Source organism: Pseudomonas umsongensis (assembly GCF_012647205.1).
Taxonomy (GTDB): Bacteria; Pseudomonadota; Gammaproteobacteria; order Pseudomonadales; family Pseudomonadaceae; genus Aquipseudomonas; species Aquipseudomonas umsongensis.
Map to the genome: position 1 here is coordinate 5,171,286 of NZ_CP051487.1, position 17,014 is coordinate 5,188,299.

Here is a 17,014-nt window from a genome sequence, read left to right on the forward strand (position 1 = left end):
GCTAGGCGTAACCGCAGGCTTTGGCTACGCTCAAGCCCTATCAGCATGCGGATACCGGGAACCCTGCGATGCCTCACTGGTTGGTCATTGATCTGGAAGCCACCACCGATGAGGGTGGTTGGCCCATTACGGAAATGGAAATCATCGAAATTGGTGCCACCCTGGTGGATCACAAAGGCCGCGAGCTGGATTTCTTCCAGCGTTTCGTACGCCCGTTGCGGCGCCCCTTGTTGACGCCGTTTTGCCGGGAGTTGACGCACATCACCCAGGCCAATATCGATGCCGCACAGCCCCTCGGCGAAGTCTGGGCGGCGTTCGAGCGCTGGCTGGGCCAACATCACGCGCGGCTTGAAGGCTGGGTCAGCTGGGGCGACTACGATCGCAAGCAGTTGCTCCAGGATTGGCAACGCCTGGCACTCGATAGCGCGTTGAGCCAAGTGCCGCACATGAATCTCAAGCAGCGCTTTGCCAAGGCCCGGCGCCTGGAACGACCGTTGGGACTCAACGGTGCCCTGCAACTGGCGGGACTGCAGTTCAGCGGGCAGCAACACCGGGCGCTGGAAGACGCGCGCAATACCGCACGCCTGTTGCCCCTTGTCCTTGCGCTTTAGAGAGGTGACTAGGCCTTGGGCCTTGTGCATACTGGCCGGCCCTTTTTAGCCCTTTTCGAGGAATCGCCCATGTTTAAAGTCAACGAGTACTTCGACGGCACCGTCAAGTCGATCGCCTTTGGCACTGCTGAAGGTCCAGCGACCATTGGCGTCATGGCTCCGGGCGAATACGAATTCGGCACCAGCCAGCGTGAAATCATGCACGTGGTGTCCGGCGCCCTGACCGTCAAGCTCCCGGACAGCAACGATTGGGAAACCTTCGCCGCTGGCAGCCAGTTCAACGTGCCTGCCAACAGCAAGTTCCAGCTCAAAGTGGCCGTCGACACTGCCTACCTGTGCGAATACCGCGGCTAAAACCCCGGTTTCATCGCAAAAAAAAATGCCCGTGTCCATCGACACGGGCATTTTTCATTGAAGGGTATTTATTCGAGCACGGTGACCGGCATGCCGACTTCGAGCCGGCCATTGCCGTCGTTGACCAGGTTCTGCCCAAACATCGCACCCTCGGCCTGGACACGGTACTTCTGCAAGGTGGCGAAGGGTTCGCGGTCAGCGCTACGCTCGCCGGTTTGCGGGTCGATAGTGGTCATGATGCAGCGTGAACAGGGCTTGACCACGCGGAACTCGACATCACCGATGCGCAGGCGTTTCCAGCCATCCTCGGCAAACGCCTCGCTGCCCTCTATCACCAGGTTCGGACGAAAACGCAGCATCTCCAGCGGGCGCCCGACGCGTTGCGATAAATCCGCAAGCGATGCCTGGCCAATCAGCAACAACGGGAAGCCATCGGCGAAGGCGACCTGATCGTCGTCCTGGCCATAGCCCGATGCGGTGGTCCGTGCGCGGTCCAGTGGCACCTGCACCAGGCGCGTCGGTTTGCCGATGAACCGGCTGACCCAGGCGGCCGCCGCATCGCCGGCGTCGGGCACACGCAAGCTGTCACGCCAGATGGTCACGCCGCGCAATTGAGCATCGCTGGCGGGCAAGTCGACATCGATCGGCGAATGGCCGGGGGCGCTAAGGGTCAAGCCGCCCTCGGCATTGCACAATGCCGACAGCTGGCTCATCTGCGCTACCGCGCGCTGGGTCAAGAAGCGTCCACTGGCTTCATCCACCAACATCCAGCGTCGATCGCCGTCCAGCCCCAGCTTGTCGAGGCCAACCTGTTGCAGGATCTCCCCTTTGCCGGATTTCAACGGATAACGATACAGCGCGCTCAGACGCAACATGGCCAGCTCCCTGATGGACAAAAAAGCCACCCTATACGAGCTTGGTCAGCGAATCAAAGGTCTCCGACTTTGGAGCCAGGCTTGCGGGCGAAGGCGGTCTTGAAGACGACCATTTTCTTTCAGGAGTACATATCCGTTCCTGCGGTAACGGCCACTTATGGTTTCGCTCTTACAGCGAGTCACTTGGAAAAACGGAACGCCGCCCGGCCCCAAGTAACCAAGGGCTCTTGCCCCTGACGTTCGGTGGCTCGCTAAGGCTCGCCATGCCCTCGCTCCGGTCCTGCTCCGTGGGTCGCCGCGATGGGCCATCCATGGCCCAGCGCGGCCAAACCGGCATCCTTGCCGGTTTACCCACTGTGCAGAACCTCCACTCGGCCTCTCGAGGTGGCAAGAAAATCAAAAGCCAAAGCAACAGCCAAAGCGAGGCGGCCTTAAAGCCGACCTGATCGGGAGCCGTACGCGTTCACCCTGTAGGAGCCAGGCTTGCCGGCGAAGAACGATGACGCGGTACAAAAGATACACCGCAGCGTCTGGTTCGTCGGCAAGCCTGGCTCCTACAGAGGATTGGGGGGTATCTGCAAAGATCAGGTCGGCTTTAAGGCCGCCTCGCTTTGCTTTGGATTTGGGTGCCCCGTTAACCTCGATGGCCGAACGCAGGCATTGCGCAGTGGGGAAACCGGCAGGACGCCGGTTTAGCCGCGCTGGGCCAGGGATGGCCCATCGCGGCGACCCACGGAGCAATGCCTTCGTTCTGGCATGCCGAGCCCTAGCGAGGCACCGAGTGGTGGGGCAAAAGCGCTTGGGTTACTTTCGCGCTTTTCGAAAGTGACTCGCCGTAAGGGCGAAACCCTAAGTGGCCGTTACCGCAGGAATGGATATGTACTCCGACAACAAATAACAGGTCGCCTGTCAGGCCGCCTTCGCGGGCGAGTCCGCTCCCACAGGTATCGGGTGCAGCCGAAAAATCCTGGCTGTCAGGCCGGCACCTCATCCAGCACCAAACGCTGGCGCACCACATCAACGAGCTTGTCCGGCTGGAATTTGGAGAGAAAGTTGTCGCAGCCAACCTTCTTGACCATCGATTCGTTGAAACTGCCGGACAGGGACGTATGCAGCACCACGTAAAGGCCACGCAGTCGCGGATCGTTGCGGATTTCGGTGGTCAGCCGGTAGCCATCCATTTCCGGCATTTCCGCGTCGGTGAATACCATCAGCAGCTTGTCGGTCATATTAACGCCGGTATCCGCCCACGCCTTGAGCATGTTCAAGGCCTTCAAGCCATCGCTGGCGATGTGCATCTTCACGCCCAACTGCCCCAGGGTATCGCGCATTTGCGCCAGGGCCACATTCGAGTCATCCACCAGCAGCACCTCGCGGCCACGGGCGCGTTCCAGCACTGGATCCTCGAGTTTTTCCCGGGAAACCTTGGCGCTGTAAGGTACGATTTCGGCGAGGACTTTCTCGACGTCGATGATCTCCACCAATTGATCATCGACCTTGCTGATCGCAGTCAGGTAATGCTGCCGACCAGCACTGCTGGGCGGCGGCAGAATGGCTTCCCAATTCATATTGACGATGCGGTCCACCCCACCGACCAGGAAGGCCTGTACCGATCGGTTGTACTCGGTAACGATGATCGTGCTGCCAGGACCTGGCACCAAAGGACGCATGCCGATTGCCTGGGACAGGTCGATGACCGGCAGGGTCTGGCCGCGCAAATTGACCACGCCGCAAACGAACGGGTGACGCTGGGGCATCAAAGTCAGCTTCGGCAGTTGAAGGACTTCCTGCACTTTAAACACGTTGATCGCGAACAGTTGCCGCCCGGCAAGCCGGAACATGAGAATTTCCAGGCGATTCTCACCCACAAGTTGCGTTCGTTGGTCTACCGTATCGAGAATGCCGGCCATCGATGACTCCTGGGCTTGTTCGGATGAATTCACTGGATAGAGGGTTATCGGCGGTTTTCGCTGGACCTTGACCCCTTTGGCAAATGCCGCGCCCGGCATTGATGTCACATTAACATCATGCTTTACTGGCGCTGTTATTTCATCTGCTGCATTCTCTTCGCCGCGACCACAGTTCGCGCGATGAGTTCCGTCATGTAAGGGATTCCCCTAGCAACAATCAGGTGCAACCTGATATTCGCGATATCCAATAGCCATTAATGTGACGCCATTCTCATTGCATGAAGTGGAGTCGGGCATTTGTGTGCGATCGCAAACCAGTGGCCAGCCACCCTCTCAAGCGTCCAGCCCGCACTTGAGCCGTTCAGAGCGCGAACTCAAGACACGACACCCTCCTCATTTGACATGACGTTGTGGAGATAAGCATGCCGAACAATCGTAAAGAGTGGGCAAAGCGTATTCCGGAGTTTATCGTCGAGGCTGAAACGCTCCTGGCCAGAACCGAGGAATGCCTGAGTCATCTGCAATTGATCAGCAACGACCCGGACGCCATTGACTGCTTGCTCAGCACCCTGCTCAAACTCGCCAGCAAGGCCGATGCCCTCGCTCTCGCCGCCGTGTCAGAGTTTTCATTGCATATTCATGGTTTGCTCAATCACGCCCTGAACCACATGGAATTGCACGACGAAGCCCTGGACGCGCTCAAGGACTGCCTGACGCTGATCGCCTGGCAACTTGAGCTGATCGACCAGAATACAGGGCAGCTCAGCCTTGATGAAACTGAACAGACCACCCTGATCGAAGCTTTCGCGTTCCAGGTCGGCCAGAGTCAATTTCGTCCCCCGGTTAATTCCAGGCCGCTCACGCTCCTTTCTTACACGGAGCGCCAGGCTTAATTTTTTGCAAGTACAATTCAGCGGCAATAGAGAACTGCATCACCAGAATCAATGTCGCAATTGAATACTTCATATCGATCAGCGACACCTCGAAACAAGTAACTGTTGCTTGTACAAGTATTTGTCTGTCTGACCCGACTTTTCTGATATGTAACGACCTGAATAATCGAACCCTGCGTGACGATATCCCCATTCCTGCGCGTTATGTCCTGCCCTCCTGGATCTTTACCACAGGCGCGACCAACGGTATCCGAAGTGGTATTATGCCGCCCATTAGTTGACGTCAATTAACGGCAACGATTGCAGCCAACAAGTTGCAGGCCTGATTTCTTATACAAAACTCTGATTTTCTTATACAAAATTCAGTTGAAATCGATAGCTGACCATAAAAATCATCGATCTGTCAGCGAGCATGACCGATCAGCCCGCAGCGAACATCCATTGGCTCCATCCGCTATGTACGCCAGCCTCAAGTCAATTGCCAAATGGCCACCCTCCCGAGAAAACGCACGTCGGTTCACGTTATTGCTGTGTGCCGGTTCGACGCTCGGCAGCCTGCTGGTCTACAGCCTGTCCACGCGCTTGCCGCTGGGCCTGCTGGTACTCGATAGTGCTGCACTGGGCTGCGTGTGGGTGCAGTACCGCCTGTCACGCAAGTCGATCAAGTTCCAGCCCCAGGAGCTGGCCGATCGGTTGCTGCAAGTCCAGGAAAACGAACGCCACCGCCTCAGTAGGGAGTTGCACGACGACATCGGCCAGTTGCTGACGGCGGCAAAACTCCAAGGTGACTGGCTCAAGCGCAGGATGCCCGAAGACCTCCAGGCGCAGTGCTCGGTGCTGTGCGACACGCTCGAGGAAACCCTGGCCAAGGTTCGCGATGTATCGGCCATCCTTAACCCCCGGCAACTGACCAGCCTTGGGCTGGAAGCCAGCCTGCGGGCGCATTTGCTCAAGACGCTGAGCAACACTTCGGTGCACTGGAGCCTGGAGTGCCATCAACGACTGACCGGCATCCCGGAAGAAATAGCGGTGGCGGCCTTTCGTATTACCCAGGAAGCCGTCACCAATATGCTGCGCCATGCCCAAGCGCAAAACCTGCTGGTCTGCCTGCAGCGTTTGCCCCAGGGCCTGACCTTGATGATCAGTGACGATGGCCTGGGTTTCGCGCCCGCCACCGACCCGGGGCGTGAGGGACAACGGGGAATGGCCGGGATGTCGGAACGGATCAAACAACTGGGTGGCACTCTGACCGTGACCAGCGAGCCAGGCAAAGGCACTCAAATCGAAGCCCTCTTCCCATGGGCGCCGCGTGCGTTCGAACGGGCCAGTCCGAATAAGGTTATGCATTGACTTGTAACTTACTTCTGGTGGATGACCACTCGCTGATCAGGGCAGGCGTGCGCGCCCTGGTGCTGGATCTTCCTGGCTATGCGGTTATTGGCGAGGCCAATGATGGCTCGCAGTTGCTCGACATGGTCCAGCAACTGTCGCCTGATATCGTGCTGCTGGATATTTCCATGAAGCAGACAGGCGGCCTCGAAGCCCTGCAGCAACTCAAGCGAGTCCGCCCGCAGGCCAAAGTGCTGATCCTGTCGATGCACACCGACCCGGCCCTGATCATGCAGGCCCTGGAATCAGGTGCCCATGGTTACCTGCTCAAGGACACCACGGCCACCGAACTGGAACACGCGCTGCACGCCCTGCGTAACAATGAGCGCTACCTGAGCCCGGCCATCGCCCATACCGTGATCACCCAGGCATTGAACCGGACCCAGAAAAACCCGGTAGAGTCGCCAGATTCACACAACCTGACAGCGCGCCAACTGGAAATCCTGCGGCTGATCGTGCGCGGAAAATCCACTCGGGAAATCGCCAACGGCCTGGGCCTGAGCGTCAAGACGGTCGAAACCCATCGCTCGCAAGTCATGAAGCGCTTGCAGATCTTCGACGTGGCCGGCCTGGTATTGTTCGCCGTACGAGAGCAGATCATCAGTCTGGATGACTGACAGCGCAGGCTTTGCTCAACAAGGGTGACTGCTCGGGTAAATGCACCCACAACGCTGCCGGCCGGGCCGAGAAACGCAGGCTGTCACCCTCGAGCGGCTCGCCATCAAGGTTGATGTAAAGACCCTCCGAGGACTTGATCTCAACCCATGGCAGGCGGGCACGAACGAACATGTTGTCGATTCCGAAGCCATCGGCCAGCAGGTCTTTCAAGGTGCTGAGCAGCTCTTGCGGCGCCGGCAAAATACTGATGTCGAGCATCCCGTCGTCAGCCAGGGCCTGCGGGCATAGCACATGCCCACCGCCCGCCTGCCGGCCATTGCCGATCCCCAGAGCCAGCAACTCGCCACTCCAGTGGAAATCAGGCCCCTGTAACTCACCATAGGCGGCATGCAACTCACTGAACCGCGACAAACCGGTGAACAGATACGCCGCCCCGCCTAAAACCTTTTTCAGTTCCTCGGAGGTATTGGCCGTAACCTGGCTGCCAAAACCACCAGTGGCCATATTCAGGAAAACCTGCCCACCGACCTCCCCGAGGTCGATGGCACTGGGGGCAACGTCCAGAAGCGCCAGTGCCTCATCCGGCTCCAGTGGAACACCGGCAGCACGGGCAAAATCGTTGGCGGTTCCCAGCGGCATCAATACCAGGCTGGCCTGATGCGACTGTCCGGCCATCGCTTCGGCGATATCGCGCAGGGTACCGTCGCCGCCACCGGCGATGATTTGCCGATAACCTGCATCCAGCGCTTCACCCACCAGCCTTTGCGCATCCCCGGCCTCCCACGTCAATCGAACGGCCAGCTCCCAGCCTTGTTCACGCTTGCTGTCGACGGCGGCCCGAACCGCTTCGTTGAGCGCCTGCTTGCCATGCAAAATCAACAGCGCCTTGCGTTCGCTCATTGTCGTCACTCCCATTATTGAATGGCGTATGGGACATGTGACCTTGCTTCCCTGCGGAAAAGTCGCAAAAAACTGAATTATTTACACTTGAGTCCAATAAGGAGATTTTTCTTACAAAACGTGAGGAAACGGCTCAATTGACCAGAAATGGCGATTGGTCCACTTTTGTGTCAGCGGTTTTCAGTCATCAGCAGGACAGACGCAAGGATGTGCAATGCAACAACATGACATCAGGTCACCGGTGGTTCCGGTGATGCCGCTCGTAATGAAACGGGCCAATCATCAAGCTGAATTCGTCAGCGATGCAAAATCCAGCGGAGAAGTTGATATGCCACATCGCCTCAACGAGCTTGAGACACTGGACACCCTGCGCAGCGACCTGGAAAAGATTCGCAGTGACATCAAGTCCGTCAGGCACAGGCTTGCCTATTCGGCGGTCGGAACAGCCGTAGTGCTGGGGCTGCTGGGCTGGATCGCCAACAGCCGTTTTGATCAGGTGGTACTGCTGCTGTTGGCCCATTGATCGGACAGGGGTGCAAAACCCGGCGCGATCGACCGGGCTTGCACGCCTGGCGGCGGCCAGACTCAGCCCAACACTTCGCTGAGCGGGATGAAGTAGACGACATCGCCTGGCACCAGTGTTCGCTCCTCCATGACCTCGACCAGTCCATCGGCCCAGGCCGCACTACGCAGCACACCGGAACTCTGATTGCTATAGATGATGGCCCGGCCGTTCTCCAGCCGACCGCGCAGGTACTCGCGTCGGTTGCCGGCCTTGGGCCAGTCGAACCCAGCTGGCACTTGCACCTTCAGAGGCTCCACTTCCAGGACACCCATGCGCCGCAGCAGATAAGGCCTTGCCAACAAGGCAAAGGTCACCAGGGTCGAGGCGGGATTGCCTGGCAAGCCGATCACCGGTACGCCACGAAAATGCCCGAAAGTCAGGGGTTTTCCTGGTTTGATGGCGAGTTTCCACAGCGCCAGCTCGCCCTCTTCTCTCAGGGCGATACCCAGAAAGTCGGCCTCCCCCACCGATACGCCACCGGTCGAGAGAATCAGGTCGACATTCCCCAACTCGCCCAGGCGTGTGCGCGTGGTGTCCAGGTCATCCGGCAGAATCCCGGCATCAATGACCTCGCAACCCAGGCGCTGCAACCAGCTGCAGAGCAACACACGGTTGCTGTTGTAGATTTGCCCTGGCCCCAACGCCTGACCTGGCTCGATCAGTTCGTCGCCAGTGGACAGCACCGCTACGCGTACCTTGCGAATCACTTCCAGCTCGGCACACCCCAGCGAGGCTGCCAGGCCTTGTTCGATTGGCCCCAGCCGTGTTCCTGCGGGCAGGATCAGTTCGCCCACGGTGGTTTCCTGTCCTTGCGCACGAATGTTCTGCCCGATGACCAGGGTTTCGGTGAAACGTACACGTTCATCCGCCAGGACTTCGGCGTTCTCCTGCATCTCGACACAATCTGCACCGGGCGGCACAGGTGCCCCGGTGAAGATTCGTGCACAGGTGCCCGGCGTCAACTCAACAGGGGCCTGGCCAGCAAACACTTTCTGACTGACGACCAGCGGCTCTGTGTTCCAGTCGGCCACGCGCAGGGCATATCCATCCATCGCGCTATTGGGCCACGGCGGCAGATCGAGGGACGACAGCAGATCATCGGCCAGCACCCGGCCCTGGACTTGCGCCAATGGCAAACGCTCGCGCTCGACAATCCGTGAGGCGTCCGCCATTTCCAGCAAGCGTGCCAGGGCCACCTCGACCGGCATCAGGGTGCCAGTCTTGCCCGGCTTACCCGCGGGATTCACAGGGTGCCGCCTGTTTCAGGTGAGTCACGAAATTGCACGGGCGATGCCGCGAATCCAGCTGCTCGCCAAGAATGCCATCCCAACCGGTGCGTACCGCATTGGTCGACCCCGGCAAGCAGCACACCAGCGTGCCGTTGGCCAGGCCGGCCAATGCGCGGGACTGGACGGTCGAGGTGCCAATGTCCGCCACCGATATCTGGCGGAACAACTCACCAAAACCATCGACTTGCTTGTCGAGCAGGCAGCTCACCGCTTCCGGCGTGCTGTCACGACCGGTGAAGCCCGTGCCGCCGGTGATCAGCACCACCTGTACAACGTCGTCGGCGATCCAGTTGGCAACTTGCGCGCGAATCTTGTAGAGATCATCTTTGAGCAAGACCCGACAGGCCAGGTTATGTCCGGCAGCCGTCAGGCGGTCAACGAAGACCTGGCCTGAGGTATCGGTTTCCAGGGTACGGGTGTCGCTGACCGTCAACACCGCGATGTTGAGCGGTGCGAAAGGTACATCAGCCTTGGCTTTCATAGGCTCGTCCAGTTGTAGGAGAAACAGCCCGGTGTTATATCACAGCGACCCCATTTTTCGCCGCCCCCACGGAGGCCTGCCATGACTTCAAACCCAGCGTTGCCACCCTGCTCCATTTTGCTCCTGGCAGGCGGCCGTGGCCAACGCATGGGCGGCCAGGACAAAGGATTGCTGGAATGGCACGGCGAGCCGCTGATTGCGCATTTGCACCGCAAGACGCGCCCTCTGAGCGATGACTTGATCGTTTCGTGCAACCGGAACCTGGAACAGTACGCGCCTTACGCCGATCAATTGGTCCATGACGACGAAGGCGACTTTCCGGGCCCTTTGGCGGGCATTCTTGCAGGTCTGAAGGCTGCTCGGCATCCACACCTGCTAGTCTTGCCTTGTGATGTCCCGCGCATCGACAACGCACTGCTCACCCGCATGCGCGAAGCCGCCGCCGAGCATCCCGACAAACCGTTGATGCTGCGCCATGACGATCACTGGGAGCCCCTGTTGTGCGTAATTCCCCTGGCCCTGCGCGTTGATTTCGAAACGGCCTGGAAGGAGGGGGAGCGTAGCCCGGGACGACTCATGCGCAGGCTGGGCGCTACTGCATTGCTGTGCCCCGACAACGATCCGCGCCTGGCAAACCTTAATACGCCGGAACTATTAAGCATGCCAGACGGTGTGTCAGACTGAGTATCAAGGAACTTGCACGCGCTGTTTACGTCTCAACCCCAGCAACCAAAAGAATTCATTTTCGGAGACACTTCCATGACTCAACGGACCCTGGCCACTTTCATGCTCGCACTGGGCCTCGCTACCCTCGCCGGTTGCGCATCGCCTACCGTGATCACCTTGAATGACGGTCGCGAAATCCAGGCCGTCGATACGCCAAGCTATGACAAGGATTCGGGCTTCTACGAATTCGAACAACTGGATGGCAAGCAAAACCGCATCAACAAGGATCAGGTTCGTACCGTCAAAGAGTTGTAATTTTCGCGGTGACTACCGGATACATGAAAATGCCCCGACTTGTCGGGGCATTTTTGTATGCAACCGAAAACCCGGTGCTACGGGTTCGGCTCGTTGTTCAGTTTATCCACCCGTGCCAGCGCCTGGGTGGCTTCGGTGATGCATTTCTTGTCATCCTTGGCAGCCCGGGCCGCTTCAGCGCTGGCCTGCATCCGCTTGATTTCCATGGTGGTGTTTTCGGACGTGGCAGGCAGGCTGGTGACCTTGTCCTTGAGTTCCTGCAGCTTGATGGTGCACAGATCGTTGTCTGCGGCATAGACGGAAGAGGACAACATGGCGGCGCAAATCAACATTCCAGCGAAAACAGTGCGTTTCATGAAAATCTCCTTGCTTGGGAGGTCTCGGCGCGCCTGATAACCCTGCGGCGGCGCCAAGTTCATCGGACGCCACATGCGTGGCGCCTGATCAAAAGACTGTAGCGCTGCGCACAAATTCGATTTTTTTGACGCCCTTGCTCACCATTGCAGTGTGATTGCGCTCTCGAATTCCCTGTTCTCGCCGGACACCGGGTCTACAAATTTCAGCCCCTGGGCCAGCAGCTTCAGCGGGTTGGCGTAGTCATCCTGCACATCCTTGAGCACCTGGGGATAAAACGGATCGTTGCAGATGCTCGCGCCCAACGCTGTCATGTGCACCCGCAACTGATGCTTCTTGCCCGTTACCGGATAAAGTCCATAACGCCAGAGATCACCGTTCTTCTCCCGGACTTCGACAGCCGTTTCGGTGTTGCTCGCGCCCGGACCTTCCTGCATGCGAAAGAAAGGCTCGCCATCAATGAGCCGGCTCTTGTGCACCAGGGGGAACGTCAATTCAGGCAATGCCCGGGCAATAGCTTCGTAGCGCTTTTCAATTTTTCGGGTTGGAAACAACGATTGATACGCCGATCGGCTTTGCGGGTTGGCTGAAAACAGCACAAGCCCCGCCGTATGCCGGTCGATGCGATGCAAGGGCACAAGGTGCGGGTTATCCAGTCGACGGATAAGACGGCGCAACAGGGTCTGCTCAACGTACTCTCCCGCCGGGGTCACGGGCAGGAAATGAGGCTTGTCTGCCACGACCAGATGCTCGTCCGCGTACAGGATCGACTCGACCACGGGGATCGATTTTTCATCCGGCACTTCGCGAAAATAGTGAATCCGCAGGCCTTCCTTGTAAGGCAGGTCCAGGGCAATGGGCGCACCCTGCCCATCGAGAACGCGGCCGCGAGCGATTCTGTCCAGCCACTGTTCACGACCGATGGCGCTGAAGTGCTCGCACAGGCAATCGAAAACGGTCTGCCACGGGCCAGGCGGCAAGTACAACGTGCTGGCCTGGCTGTGTGCAGCAGAAAAAGATGAAGTGGACATACAAAAGCTCTTACCTTGAATGCAGAGCGGCATTATCCAACAGCAACGCAAGCGAACCTAGCGCAGAATCCTCAAGCCGGTATCTGCGCACGCCCGGCTGCCTCGGTGTACTCCTTGAGCCAGCGCAACACGTCGACCGCCTCCCAGCGACCCGGGTCATACAGTGCATACAACAACCCCTGATAGCCCACGACATCCAGCTGCCGGTGGTAGCCTGCACGCTGAAACAAGGCTTCGATTTCAGCGAAACAGGTATTGAAATGCAGCTTGTTGAAGGGTGTCTTGCCCTCCGTCACCAAGCCGTCCAGACGCAATTCGGCGACGGCTTCGCGTACTACATCCACCGACATGCGGTTAACGCTGCTCTTCAATTGTTCGACATTGACCACGACTGACCCTCTCACGCCCGGATTTGCCCCGCTCAAAGCCGAAAATCAGCGCAGACAAGGCAACAATCCGAATAACTGTATGCGCATACAGTATCCGAATCGCGCCAATTAAGCCAAGGGGATCGATCCTGAAGTTCGACGGGCGGAACAAAATCATTAACGCAAGAAGGCAACCACTTCGTCGGGACTGAAGGGCCAACCCAGTTCCGAGCCAGTGTCGACCCGACGCAATACCGGAATGCGCAGGCTGTAGGCCTGGAACCATGTTTCGTCTTCAGCGATGTCCACCAGCTCCACTAGCAAGCCATGCTCGACAAAATCCATCAACATGGCTTCGGCCACCTCGCAGAGATGGCACCCAAGCGTGCCGAACAGCTGACATTCAGGAAGCATGAGCGCTCTACCAAAAAATTAAGAGCCTATTCTAGGCCTGCCCCGAAATGCCGTCGAGCCAATGAATCCACGGTTAATCCTGGCTGACGGCGCCGATCTTGTGCACCGACAAGTCCGCGCCGTAATACTCTTCTTCCTGGCTCAGGCGCAAACCATGGAACGCCTTGATCACGCCATACACTGCAAAGCCACCGGCCAGCGCCACCATCACACCCAGCGCGGTGCCGATCAACTGGCTGAGCAGGCTCACACCGCCCAAGCCACCCAGGGCCGCCTGGCCAAAAATGCCGCAGGCAATCCCGCCCCAGGCGCCACACAGACCATGCAGCGGCCAGACGCCCAGCACGTCATCGATATGCCATTTGCCTTGCGCGGCCGTAAAGCACCAGACAAACAGCGCCCCGGCGATGGCACCGGTGGCCAGCGCACCCACCGGGTGCATCAGGTCGGAGCCGGCACAGATCGCCACCAGGCCGGCCAGTGGACCGTTGTGCAGAAAGCCCGGGTCGTTGCGCCCAACGATCAGCGCCGCCACCGTACCGCCGACCATGGCCATCAGCGAGTTCACCGCTACCAGCCCGCTGACCCCTTGCAGGGTTTGCGCGCTCATCACGTTGAAACCGAACCAGCCAACGATGAGAATCCACGAGCCCAATGCCAGAAACGGGATGCTCGACGGCGCGAACGCCACCAGCTTCCCTTCGCGATAACGCCCATTGCGTGGCCCTAACAACAGCACTGCTGCAAGCGCCAGCCAACCGCCCATGGCGTGCACCACCACGGAACCGGCAAAATCGTGGAAGCTGGCGCCCAAGTGCTCCAGCAGCCAGGCCTGCAGACCCAGGTTGCCGTTCCAGATAATGCCTTCGAAGAAGGGGTAGATGAATGCCACGATCAACGCCGTCGCGCACAACTGCGGAACGAACCGGGCACGTTCGGCGATGCCACCGGAAATGATTGCCGGGATCGCCGCGGCAAAGGTCAGCAGGAAGAAAAACTTCACCAGGCCGTAGCCGTGATCGGCATTGATCACTGCCGCCGGTTGCATGAAAGTGACCCCGTAGGAAATCCAATAGCCTATAAAGAAGTAGGCCAGGGTCGAAACAGCGAAGTCGCTGAGAATCTTCGACAAGGCGTTGACCTGGTTTTTTTGCCGAACCGTCCCGACTTCAAGAAAGGCGAACCCGGCATGCATGGCCAGTACCATGACCGCGCCGATCAGGATGAACAACGTATTGGAGCTATGGACCAGGGTGTCCACAGCGCTTTGCAGATTTTCCATGGATTTGGCAGACCTTAAGGCTGAAAAAAGCACCAAAGCAGTTCGCGCGGGCAATCCATGCACCAAGTTGAGACTTCAACAAGTCTCTCCCAATGAACCGTTTTGGAGCACAGGGTTCATCAAGGCCAATCACGACCGGGACATTCGCGCGGGTTTCGATTGTTTGAGTTAAGGTTTTACGGGAATCTTGCCCAGCAACAGCGCAACAGCGCGGGCTGACGCACCACGACACAGCAAAAGTTGTACCAGTCATTTGTACTGAACCTTCGCATAAGGCTCATACTCGAACGATTCAGACGCCACTTATGGAGATCACCAATGGCCAGCATCAAGGCAAAGACTGCTCAAGAAATTTTGATGAGCGATTTTCAGACACTGGTCAGCGATACCGAACGGTTGCTGGAGCACACCGCCTCCCTGGCCGGTGACCAGGCCGATGAATTGCGCGACCAGATCCACGACAGTCTGCTGCGTGCACGTGAAACCCTGAAGCTGACCGAAGACTCCCTGCGCGAACGCGGCAAGGCTGCCGTGACCGCTACCGAGGACTATGTCCAGGCCAACCCATGGCAATCGGTCGGAATCGCGGCCGGCGTGGGCTTCCTGATTGGCTTGCTAGCTACTCGGCGCTGATATGGCCATCGATGAATCCGGCTCGTCCGGGACAGGCCCAAGTTCCTCACCGCGGCGCCTGGGTGCCGCTTTCCTTGGACTGCTGCACAGCCATGTCGAATTGTTCGGCATCGAACTGCAGGAACAAAAAGCCCGCACCGTGAGCCTGTTGCTGTTTGCAGGCCTGGCGCTGGTGTTTGCCTTGCTGTTGCTGGTGGGATTGTCGACCCTGGTGCTGATCCTGTTTTGGGACACTTACCGCTTGCCTGCCATCATCGCGCTTTGCGTGTTCTACACCCTGGCATGCGTCTTCTGCGGCATGCGCCTGAGAGCGGCGATCTTCGATGAGTCCTCGCCGTTCCATGGCACGCTGGAAGAGCTGGCCAATGATCGGGAGCGCCTGCTGCCATGAACCTGCCTGAACTGCCTCGAAACAGCTCGCGCACGGAAATGCGCAAGGCACTGATACGCCTGCGCATGGAAATGCATCGCCAGGAGATCCGTCACGAATCCGCGCAACTACTGCAACCCCTGCAGCGGGTACGTGGAATGACCCAAAGCCTGCAAGACGGGTTCGGCATCAAGCATGCCCCGCTGTGGGGCGTGGCCGCTGTCACCCTGCTGGGGTTTCTGAGCGGCAAGGGCGCCAGGAAGGGCAACGGCGTGGGTAGCCTGGCCCGACTGGTCCGCCTGGGCACCACTCTGGGGCCTCTGGTCAAACTGGTCTTGCAAGGTTCTTCGCGCAAACACTGACCCTGTCAGTATCTGGCTACATTCTTGCAGTACCCACGGGATCGAACCTCTCCATCGAGGGGTTCAATCCTGCGCGCCTATCCGGTGACCCGGGCTTTATCCAAAAACAAGATCCATCAAGGAGGCCTTGTGATCGACGGGCAACCGCTCGCCTGCTTTCAGCCGTTCATCGATACCGCCACCGGCGGTATCGCCGGCGTGGAGGCATTGGGCCGACTGCGCCGGGCCGACGGCCAACTGGTTTCGGTCGGGCCGCTGTTCGCTGATCCCAGAACCAACGCCGTTGCCCTGCGTCGGCTGGACCGCCAGCTACGCGATAACGCGCTGAGCCGCCTGCATGAAGCACCCAGCGACTGGTTTCTCAGCCTGAACATTTCTCCGCTCTGGATCAGCCGCCTACGCCCGGACCAACCGTTGCCGAGCCTAGGCCAGCTGCAAAAGCATGGCGTCGATCCGCAGCGCATCGTTTTCGAAATCACCGAACTGGGTGGTGATGTCCAGCGCCTGGCTCATGTGGTGGCCCGCTATCGGCAAGCCGGCGCACGGATTGCCATCGATGATTTCGGCGCCGGGTACTCTCAGCTCGATCGGGTTCTGGCGCTGCAACCGGACATCCTAAAACTCGATATGCGCCTGTTCCAGGCGGCGGCTCTGGGCGGGCCCAGCAGCGATGTGGTCAAGGCCCTTGCACAAATGGCGGAAAAAACCGGTTGCTGGATCATTGCCGAAGGCGTGGAAACAGAAGCGCAACTGAATTTTGCCCTGGAGTGCGGCTCACGTTACGTCCAGGGGTTTCTGTTTGCCGGGGCACAAGCGGATTTCTTTGCCGCTGACGCCTTCGTCGAGCGCTTTGCGCATCTGCGCCAGCGCTATGTGCAGCAAAAGCTGGCCGAGCGCGTTCGCCTGAAGCTCTTGCGCCAGCAACTCAGTGAGCTGATGGCGATCCTGCAGGCCTGGGCACAGGCCAGGGCGCCACTGAGTGCCCTGCCACAACTGGAGGCCTTTCCCTGGCTACTGCGCTTCTACCAGTGCGACCGTCACGGTACGCAGATGACGCCCAACCTGGAGTGGCGCAATAGCGAGTGGGTCGCCGACAACCGCTATCTGGGCCATAACTGGTCGTGGCGTCCGTATTTCTATCACCTGCTGGCGCAGGGTTGGGACGAGTGTCAGCTGACCCTTTCCAATACGTATCGCGACGCCACCAGCAATCAGTACTGCCTCACCGCCGGGCAATTTTTCGACAACGGCGAACGCCTGCTGCTCATCGATATCGATGCCGTGGGGCTGTAGTGACACTTGCAGGTAACGACGCGAACCGGGAAGCTAGCCAA

The 17,014-nt window shown here is 58.8% G+C and carries 22 protein-coding genes; 12 read left to right on the forward strand and 10 right to left on the reverse strand.

The window, feature by feature from the left end; genetic code table 11:
- Nucleotides 1–68: 68 nt before the first annotated feature.
- Nucleotides 69–611, forward strand: a complete 543-nt coding sequence (locus HGP31_RS23200) for a 3'-5' exonuclease (RefSeq protein ID WP_033042085.1) — start codon at nt 69–71, stop codon at nt 609–611.
- A 69-nt stretch (nt 612–680) separates the two neighbouring features.
- Nucleotides 681–965, forward strand: coding sequence for a pyrimidine/purine nucleoside phosphorylase (gene ppnP, locus HGP31_RS23205; protein ID WP_007973461.1), 285 nt, complete (start codon nt 681–683; stop codon nt 963–965).
- 68 nt (nt 966–1,033) lie between these two features.
- On the opposite strand, the gene HGP31_RS23210 is transcribed toward ppnP, so the two are convergent.
- Nucleotides 1,034–1,840, reverse strand: coding sequence for an MOSC domain-containing protein (locus HGP31_RS23210; protein WP_168758751.1), 807 nt, complete (start codon nt 1,838–1,840; stop codon nt 1,034–1,036).
- A gap of 974 nt (nt 1,841–2,814) precedes the next feature.
- Nucleotides 2,815–3,750: a chemotaxis protein CheV gene (locus HGP31_RS23215; protein ID WP_168758752.1), complete on the reverse strand. Its 936-nt coding sequence runs from the start codon at nt 3,748–3,750 to the stop codon at nt 2,815–2,817.
- A gap of 422 nt (nt 3,751–4,172) precedes the next feature.
- Here HGP31_RS23215 and HGP31_RS23220 point away from each other — a divergent pair, with 422 nt between their 5' ends.
- The 3 genes from HGP31_RS23220 (at nt 4,173) to HGP31_RS23230 (ending at nt 6,649) form a co-directional block, all read left to right on the forward strand.
- A complete protein-coding gene (locus HGP31_RS23220) occupies nt 4,173–4,643 on the forward strand; it encodes a hypothetical protein (RefSeq protein ID WP_168758753.1) in 471 nt (156 codons plus the stop codon).
- A 456-nt stretch (nt 4,644–5,099) separates the two neighbouring features.
- Nucleotides 5,100–5,993 carry a sensor histidine kinase gene (locus HGP31_RS23225; protein WP_168759219.1) on the forward strand — a complete coding sequence of 298 codons (894 nt, stop codon included), beginning with the start codon at nt 5,100–5,102 and terminating at the stop codon, nt 5,991–5,993.
- Complete coding sequence (locus tag HGP31_RS23230) at nt 5,990–6,649, forward strand: response regulator (protein ID WP_168758754.1); 660 nt, start codon at nt 5,990–5,992, stop codon at nt 6,647–6,649. The genes HGP31_RS23225 and HGP31_RS23230 overlap by 4 nt, the downstream gene beginning before the upstream one ends.
- Here the strand turns inward: HGP31_RS23230 and yegS are convergent.
- Nucleotides 6,633–7,550, reverse strand: a complete 918-nt coding sequence (gene yegS / locus HGP31_RS23235; RefSeq protein ID WP_083349609.1) for a lipid kinase YegS — start codon at nt 7,548–7,550, stop codon at nt 6,633–6,635. The two genes, HGP31_RS23230 and yegS, sit on opposite strands and share 17 nt — an antisense overlap.
- A gap of 214 nt (nt 7,551–7,764) precedes the next feature.
- Here yegS and HGP31_RS23240 point away from each other — a divergent pair, with 214 nt between their 5' ends.
- Nucleotides 7,765–8,073 carry a hypothetical protein gene (locus HGP31_RS23240; protein WP_168758755.1) on the forward strand — a complete coding sequence of 103 codons (309 nt, stop codon included), beginning with the start codon at nt 7,765–7,767 and terminating at the stop codon, nt 8,071–8,073.
- 62 nt (nt 8,074–8,135) lie between these two features.
- Here the strand turns inward: HGP31_RS23240 and HGP31_RS23245 are convergent, their stop codons facing one another.
- Together HGP31_RS23245 and moaB are read right to left on the reverse strand one after the other, a co-directional pair.
- Complete coding sequence (locus HGP31_RS23245; RefSeq protein ID WP_033045705.1) at nt 8,136–9,362, reverse strand: molybdopterin molybdotransferase MoeA; 1,227 nt, start codon at nt 9,360–9,362, stop codon at nt 8,136–8,138.
- On the reverse strand, nt 9,346–9,885 hold the full coding sequence (gene moaB / locus HGP31_RS23250; RefSeq protein WP_020796825.1) for a molybdenum cofactor biosynthesis protein B: 540 nt from the start codon (nt 9,883–9,885) through the stop codon (nt 9,346–9,348). The genes HGP31_RS23245 and moaB overlap by 17 nt, the downstream gene beginning before the upstream one ends.
- Nucleotides 9,886–9,966: 81 nt before the next feature.
- Between moaB and mobA the strand changes: the two genes are divergently transcribed.
- On the forward strand, nt 9,967–10,569 hold the full coding sequence (gene mobA / locus HGP31_RS23255) for a molybdenum cofactor guanylyltransferase MobA (protein WP_168758756.1): 603 nt from the start codon (nt 9,967–9,969) through the stop codon (nt 10,567–10,569).
- Nucleotides 10,570–10,644: 75 nt separating this feature from the next.
- A complete protein-coding gene (locus tag HGP31_RS23260) occupies nt 10,645–10,866 on the forward strand; it encodes a YgdI/YgdR family lipoprotein (RefSeq protein ID WP_020796823.1) in 222 nt (73 codons plus the stop codon).
- A gap of 77 nt (nt 10,867–10,943) precedes the next feature.
- Here the strand turns inward: HGP31_RS23260 and HGP31_RS23265 are convergent, their stop codons facing one another.
- The 5 genes from HGP31_RS23265 to HGP31_RS23285 all read right to left on the reverse strand — a co-directional run bounded on the left by HGP31_RS23265 (nt 10,944) and on the right by HGP31_RS23285 (nt 14,315).
- Nucleotides 10,944–11,222: a hypothetical protein gene (locus HGP31_RS23265; RefSeq protein WP_020796822.1), complete on the reverse strand. Its 279-nt coding sequence runs from the start codon at nt 11,220–11,222 to the stop codon at nt 10,944–10,946.
- A gap of 138 nt (nt 11,223–11,360) precedes the next feature.
- Nucleotides 11,361–12,251 carry a pseudouridine synthase gene (locus tag HGP31_RS23270; RefSeq protein ID WP_033044817.1) on the reverse strand — a complete coding sequence of 297 codons (891 nt, stop codon included), beginning with the start codon at nt 12,249–12,251 and terminating at the stop codon, nt 11,361–11,363.
- Nucleotides 12,252–12,322: 71 nt separating this feature from the next.
- Nucleotides 12,323–12,640: a hypothetical protein gene (locus tag HGP31_RS23275; protein ID WP_020796820.1), complete on the reverse strand. Its 318-nt coding sequence runs from the start codon at nt 12,638–12,640 to the stop codon at nt 12,323–12,325.
- Nucleotides 12,641–12,796: 156 nt separating this feature from the next.
- A complete protein-coding gene (locus HGP31_RS23280; RefSeq protein ID WP_020796819.1) occupies nt 12,797–13,033 on the reverse strand; it encodes a glutaredoxin family protein in 237 nt (78 codons plus the stop codon).
- A 73-nt stretch (nt 13,034–13,106) separates the two neighbouring features.
- Nucleotides 13,107–14,315, reverse strand: coding sequence for an ammonium transporter (locus HGP31_RS23285; RefSeq protein WP_020796817.1), 1,209 nt, complete (start codon nt 14,313–14,315; stop codon nt 13,107–13,109).
- A 318-nt stretch (nt 14,316–14,633) separates the two neighbouring features.
- On the opposite strand from HGP31_RS23285, the gene HGP31_RS23290 reads away from it, so the two are divergent.
- The 4 genes from HGP31_RS23290 to HGP31_RS23305 all read left to right on the forward strand — a co-directional run bounded on the left by HGP31_RS23290 (nt 14,634) and on the right by HGP31_RS23305 (nt 16,973).
- Entirely contained in the window at nt 14,634–14,948 is a 315-nt protein-coding gene (locus HGP31_RS23290) for an ElaB/YgaM/YqjD family protein (protein ID WP_008055105.1), read from the forward strand.
- Nucleotide 14,949: 1 nt separating this feature from the next.
- Nucleotides 14,950–15,339 carry a phage holin family protein gene (locus HGP31_RS23295; protein ID WP_020796816.1) on the forward strand — a complete coding sequence of 130 codons (390 nt, stop codon included), beginning with the start codon at nt 14,950–14,952 and terminating at the stop codon, nt 15,337–15,339.
- Nucleotides 15,336–15,680, forward strand: a complete 345-nt coding sequence (locus tag HGP31_RS23300; RefSeq protein WP_020796815.1) for a hypothetical protein — start codon at nt 15,336–15,338, stop codon at nt 15,678–15,680. The genes HGP31_RS23295 and HGP31_RS23300 overlap by 4 nt, the downstream gene beginning before the upstream one ends.
- A gap of 129 nt (nt 15,681–15,809) precedes the next feature.
- Nucleotides 15,810–16,973 (forward strand): EAL domain-containing protein, encoded by a 1,164-nt coding sequence (locus tag HGP31_RS23305; RefSeq protein WP_168758757.1) that lies wholly within the window; start codon nt 15,810–15,812, stop codon nt 16,971–16,973.
- The last annotated feature ends 41 nt before the right edge of the window (nt 16,974–17,014 follow it).

Coding starts and splice junctions, on each gene's coding strand:
- HGP31_RS23200 (WP_033042085.1), top strand. CDS start 69: ATGCCTCACTGGTTGGTCATTGATCTGGAAGCCACCACCGATGAGGGT.
- ppnP (WP_007973461.1), top strand. CDS start 681: ATGTTTAAAGTCAACGAGTACTTCGACGGCACCGTCAAGTCGATCGCC.
- HGP31_RS23210 (WP_168758751.1), bottom strand. CDS start 1,840: ATGTTGCGTCTGAGCGCGCTGTATCGTTATCCGTTGAAATCCGGCAAA.
- HGP31_RS23215 (WP_168758752.1), bottom strand. CDS start 3,750: ATGGCCGGCATTCTCGATACGGTAGACCAACGAACGCAACTTGTGGGT.
- HGP31_RS23220 (WP_168758753.1), top strand. CDS start 4,173: ATGCCGAACAATCGTAAAGAGTGGGCAAAGCGTATTCCGGAGTTTATC.
- HGP31_RS23225 (WP_168759219.1), top strand. CDS start 5,100: ATGTACGCCAGCCTCAAGTCAATTGCCAAATGGCCACCCTCCCGAGAA.
- yegS (WP_083349609.1), bottom strand. CDS start 7,550: ATGAGCGAACGCAAGGCGCTGTTGATTTTGCATGGCAAGCAGGCGCTC.
- HGP31_RS23240 (WP_168758755.1), top strand. CDS start 7,765: ATGCAACAACATGACATCAGGTCACCGGTGGTTCCGGTGATGCCGCTC.
- moaB (WP_020796825.1), bottom strand. CDS start 9,885: ATGAAAGCCAAGGCTGATGTACCTTTCGCACCGCTCAACATCGCGGTG.
- mobA (WP_168758756.1), top strand. CDS start 9,967: ATGACTTCAAACCCAGCGTTGCCACCCTGCTCCATTTTGCTCCTGGCA.
- HGP31_RS23260 (WP_020796823.1), top strand. CDS start 10,645: ATGACTCAACGGACCCTGGCCACTTTCATGCTCGCACTGGGCCTCGCT.
- HGP31_RS23265 (WP_020796822.1), bottom strand. CDS start 11,222: ATGAAACGCACTGTTTTCGCTGGAATGTTGATTTGCGCCGCCATGTTG.
- HGP31_RS23270 (WP_033044817.1), bottom strand. CDS start 12,251: ATGTCCACTTCATCTTTTTCTGCTGCACACAGCCAGGCCAGCACGTTG.
- HGP31_RS23280 (WP_020796819.1), bottom strand. CDS start 13,033: ATGCTTCCTGAATGTCAGCTGTTCGGCACGCTTGGGTGCCATCTCTGC.
- HGP31_RS23285 (WP_020796817.1), bottom strand. CDS start 14,315: ATGGAAAATCTGCAAAGCGCTGTGGACACCCTGGTCCATAGCTCCAAT.
- HGP31_RS23290 (WP_008055105.1), top strand. CDS start 14,634: ATGGCCAGCATCAAGGCAAAGACTGCTCAAGAAATTTTGATGAGCGAT.
- HGP31_RS23295 (WP_020796816.1), top strand. CDS start 14,950: ATGGCCATCGATGAATCCGGCTCGTCCGGGACAGGCCCAAGTTCCTCA.
- HGP31_RS23300 (WP_020796815.1), top strand. CDS start 15,336: ATGAACCTGCCTGAACTGCCTCGAAACAGCTCGCGCACGGAAATGCGC.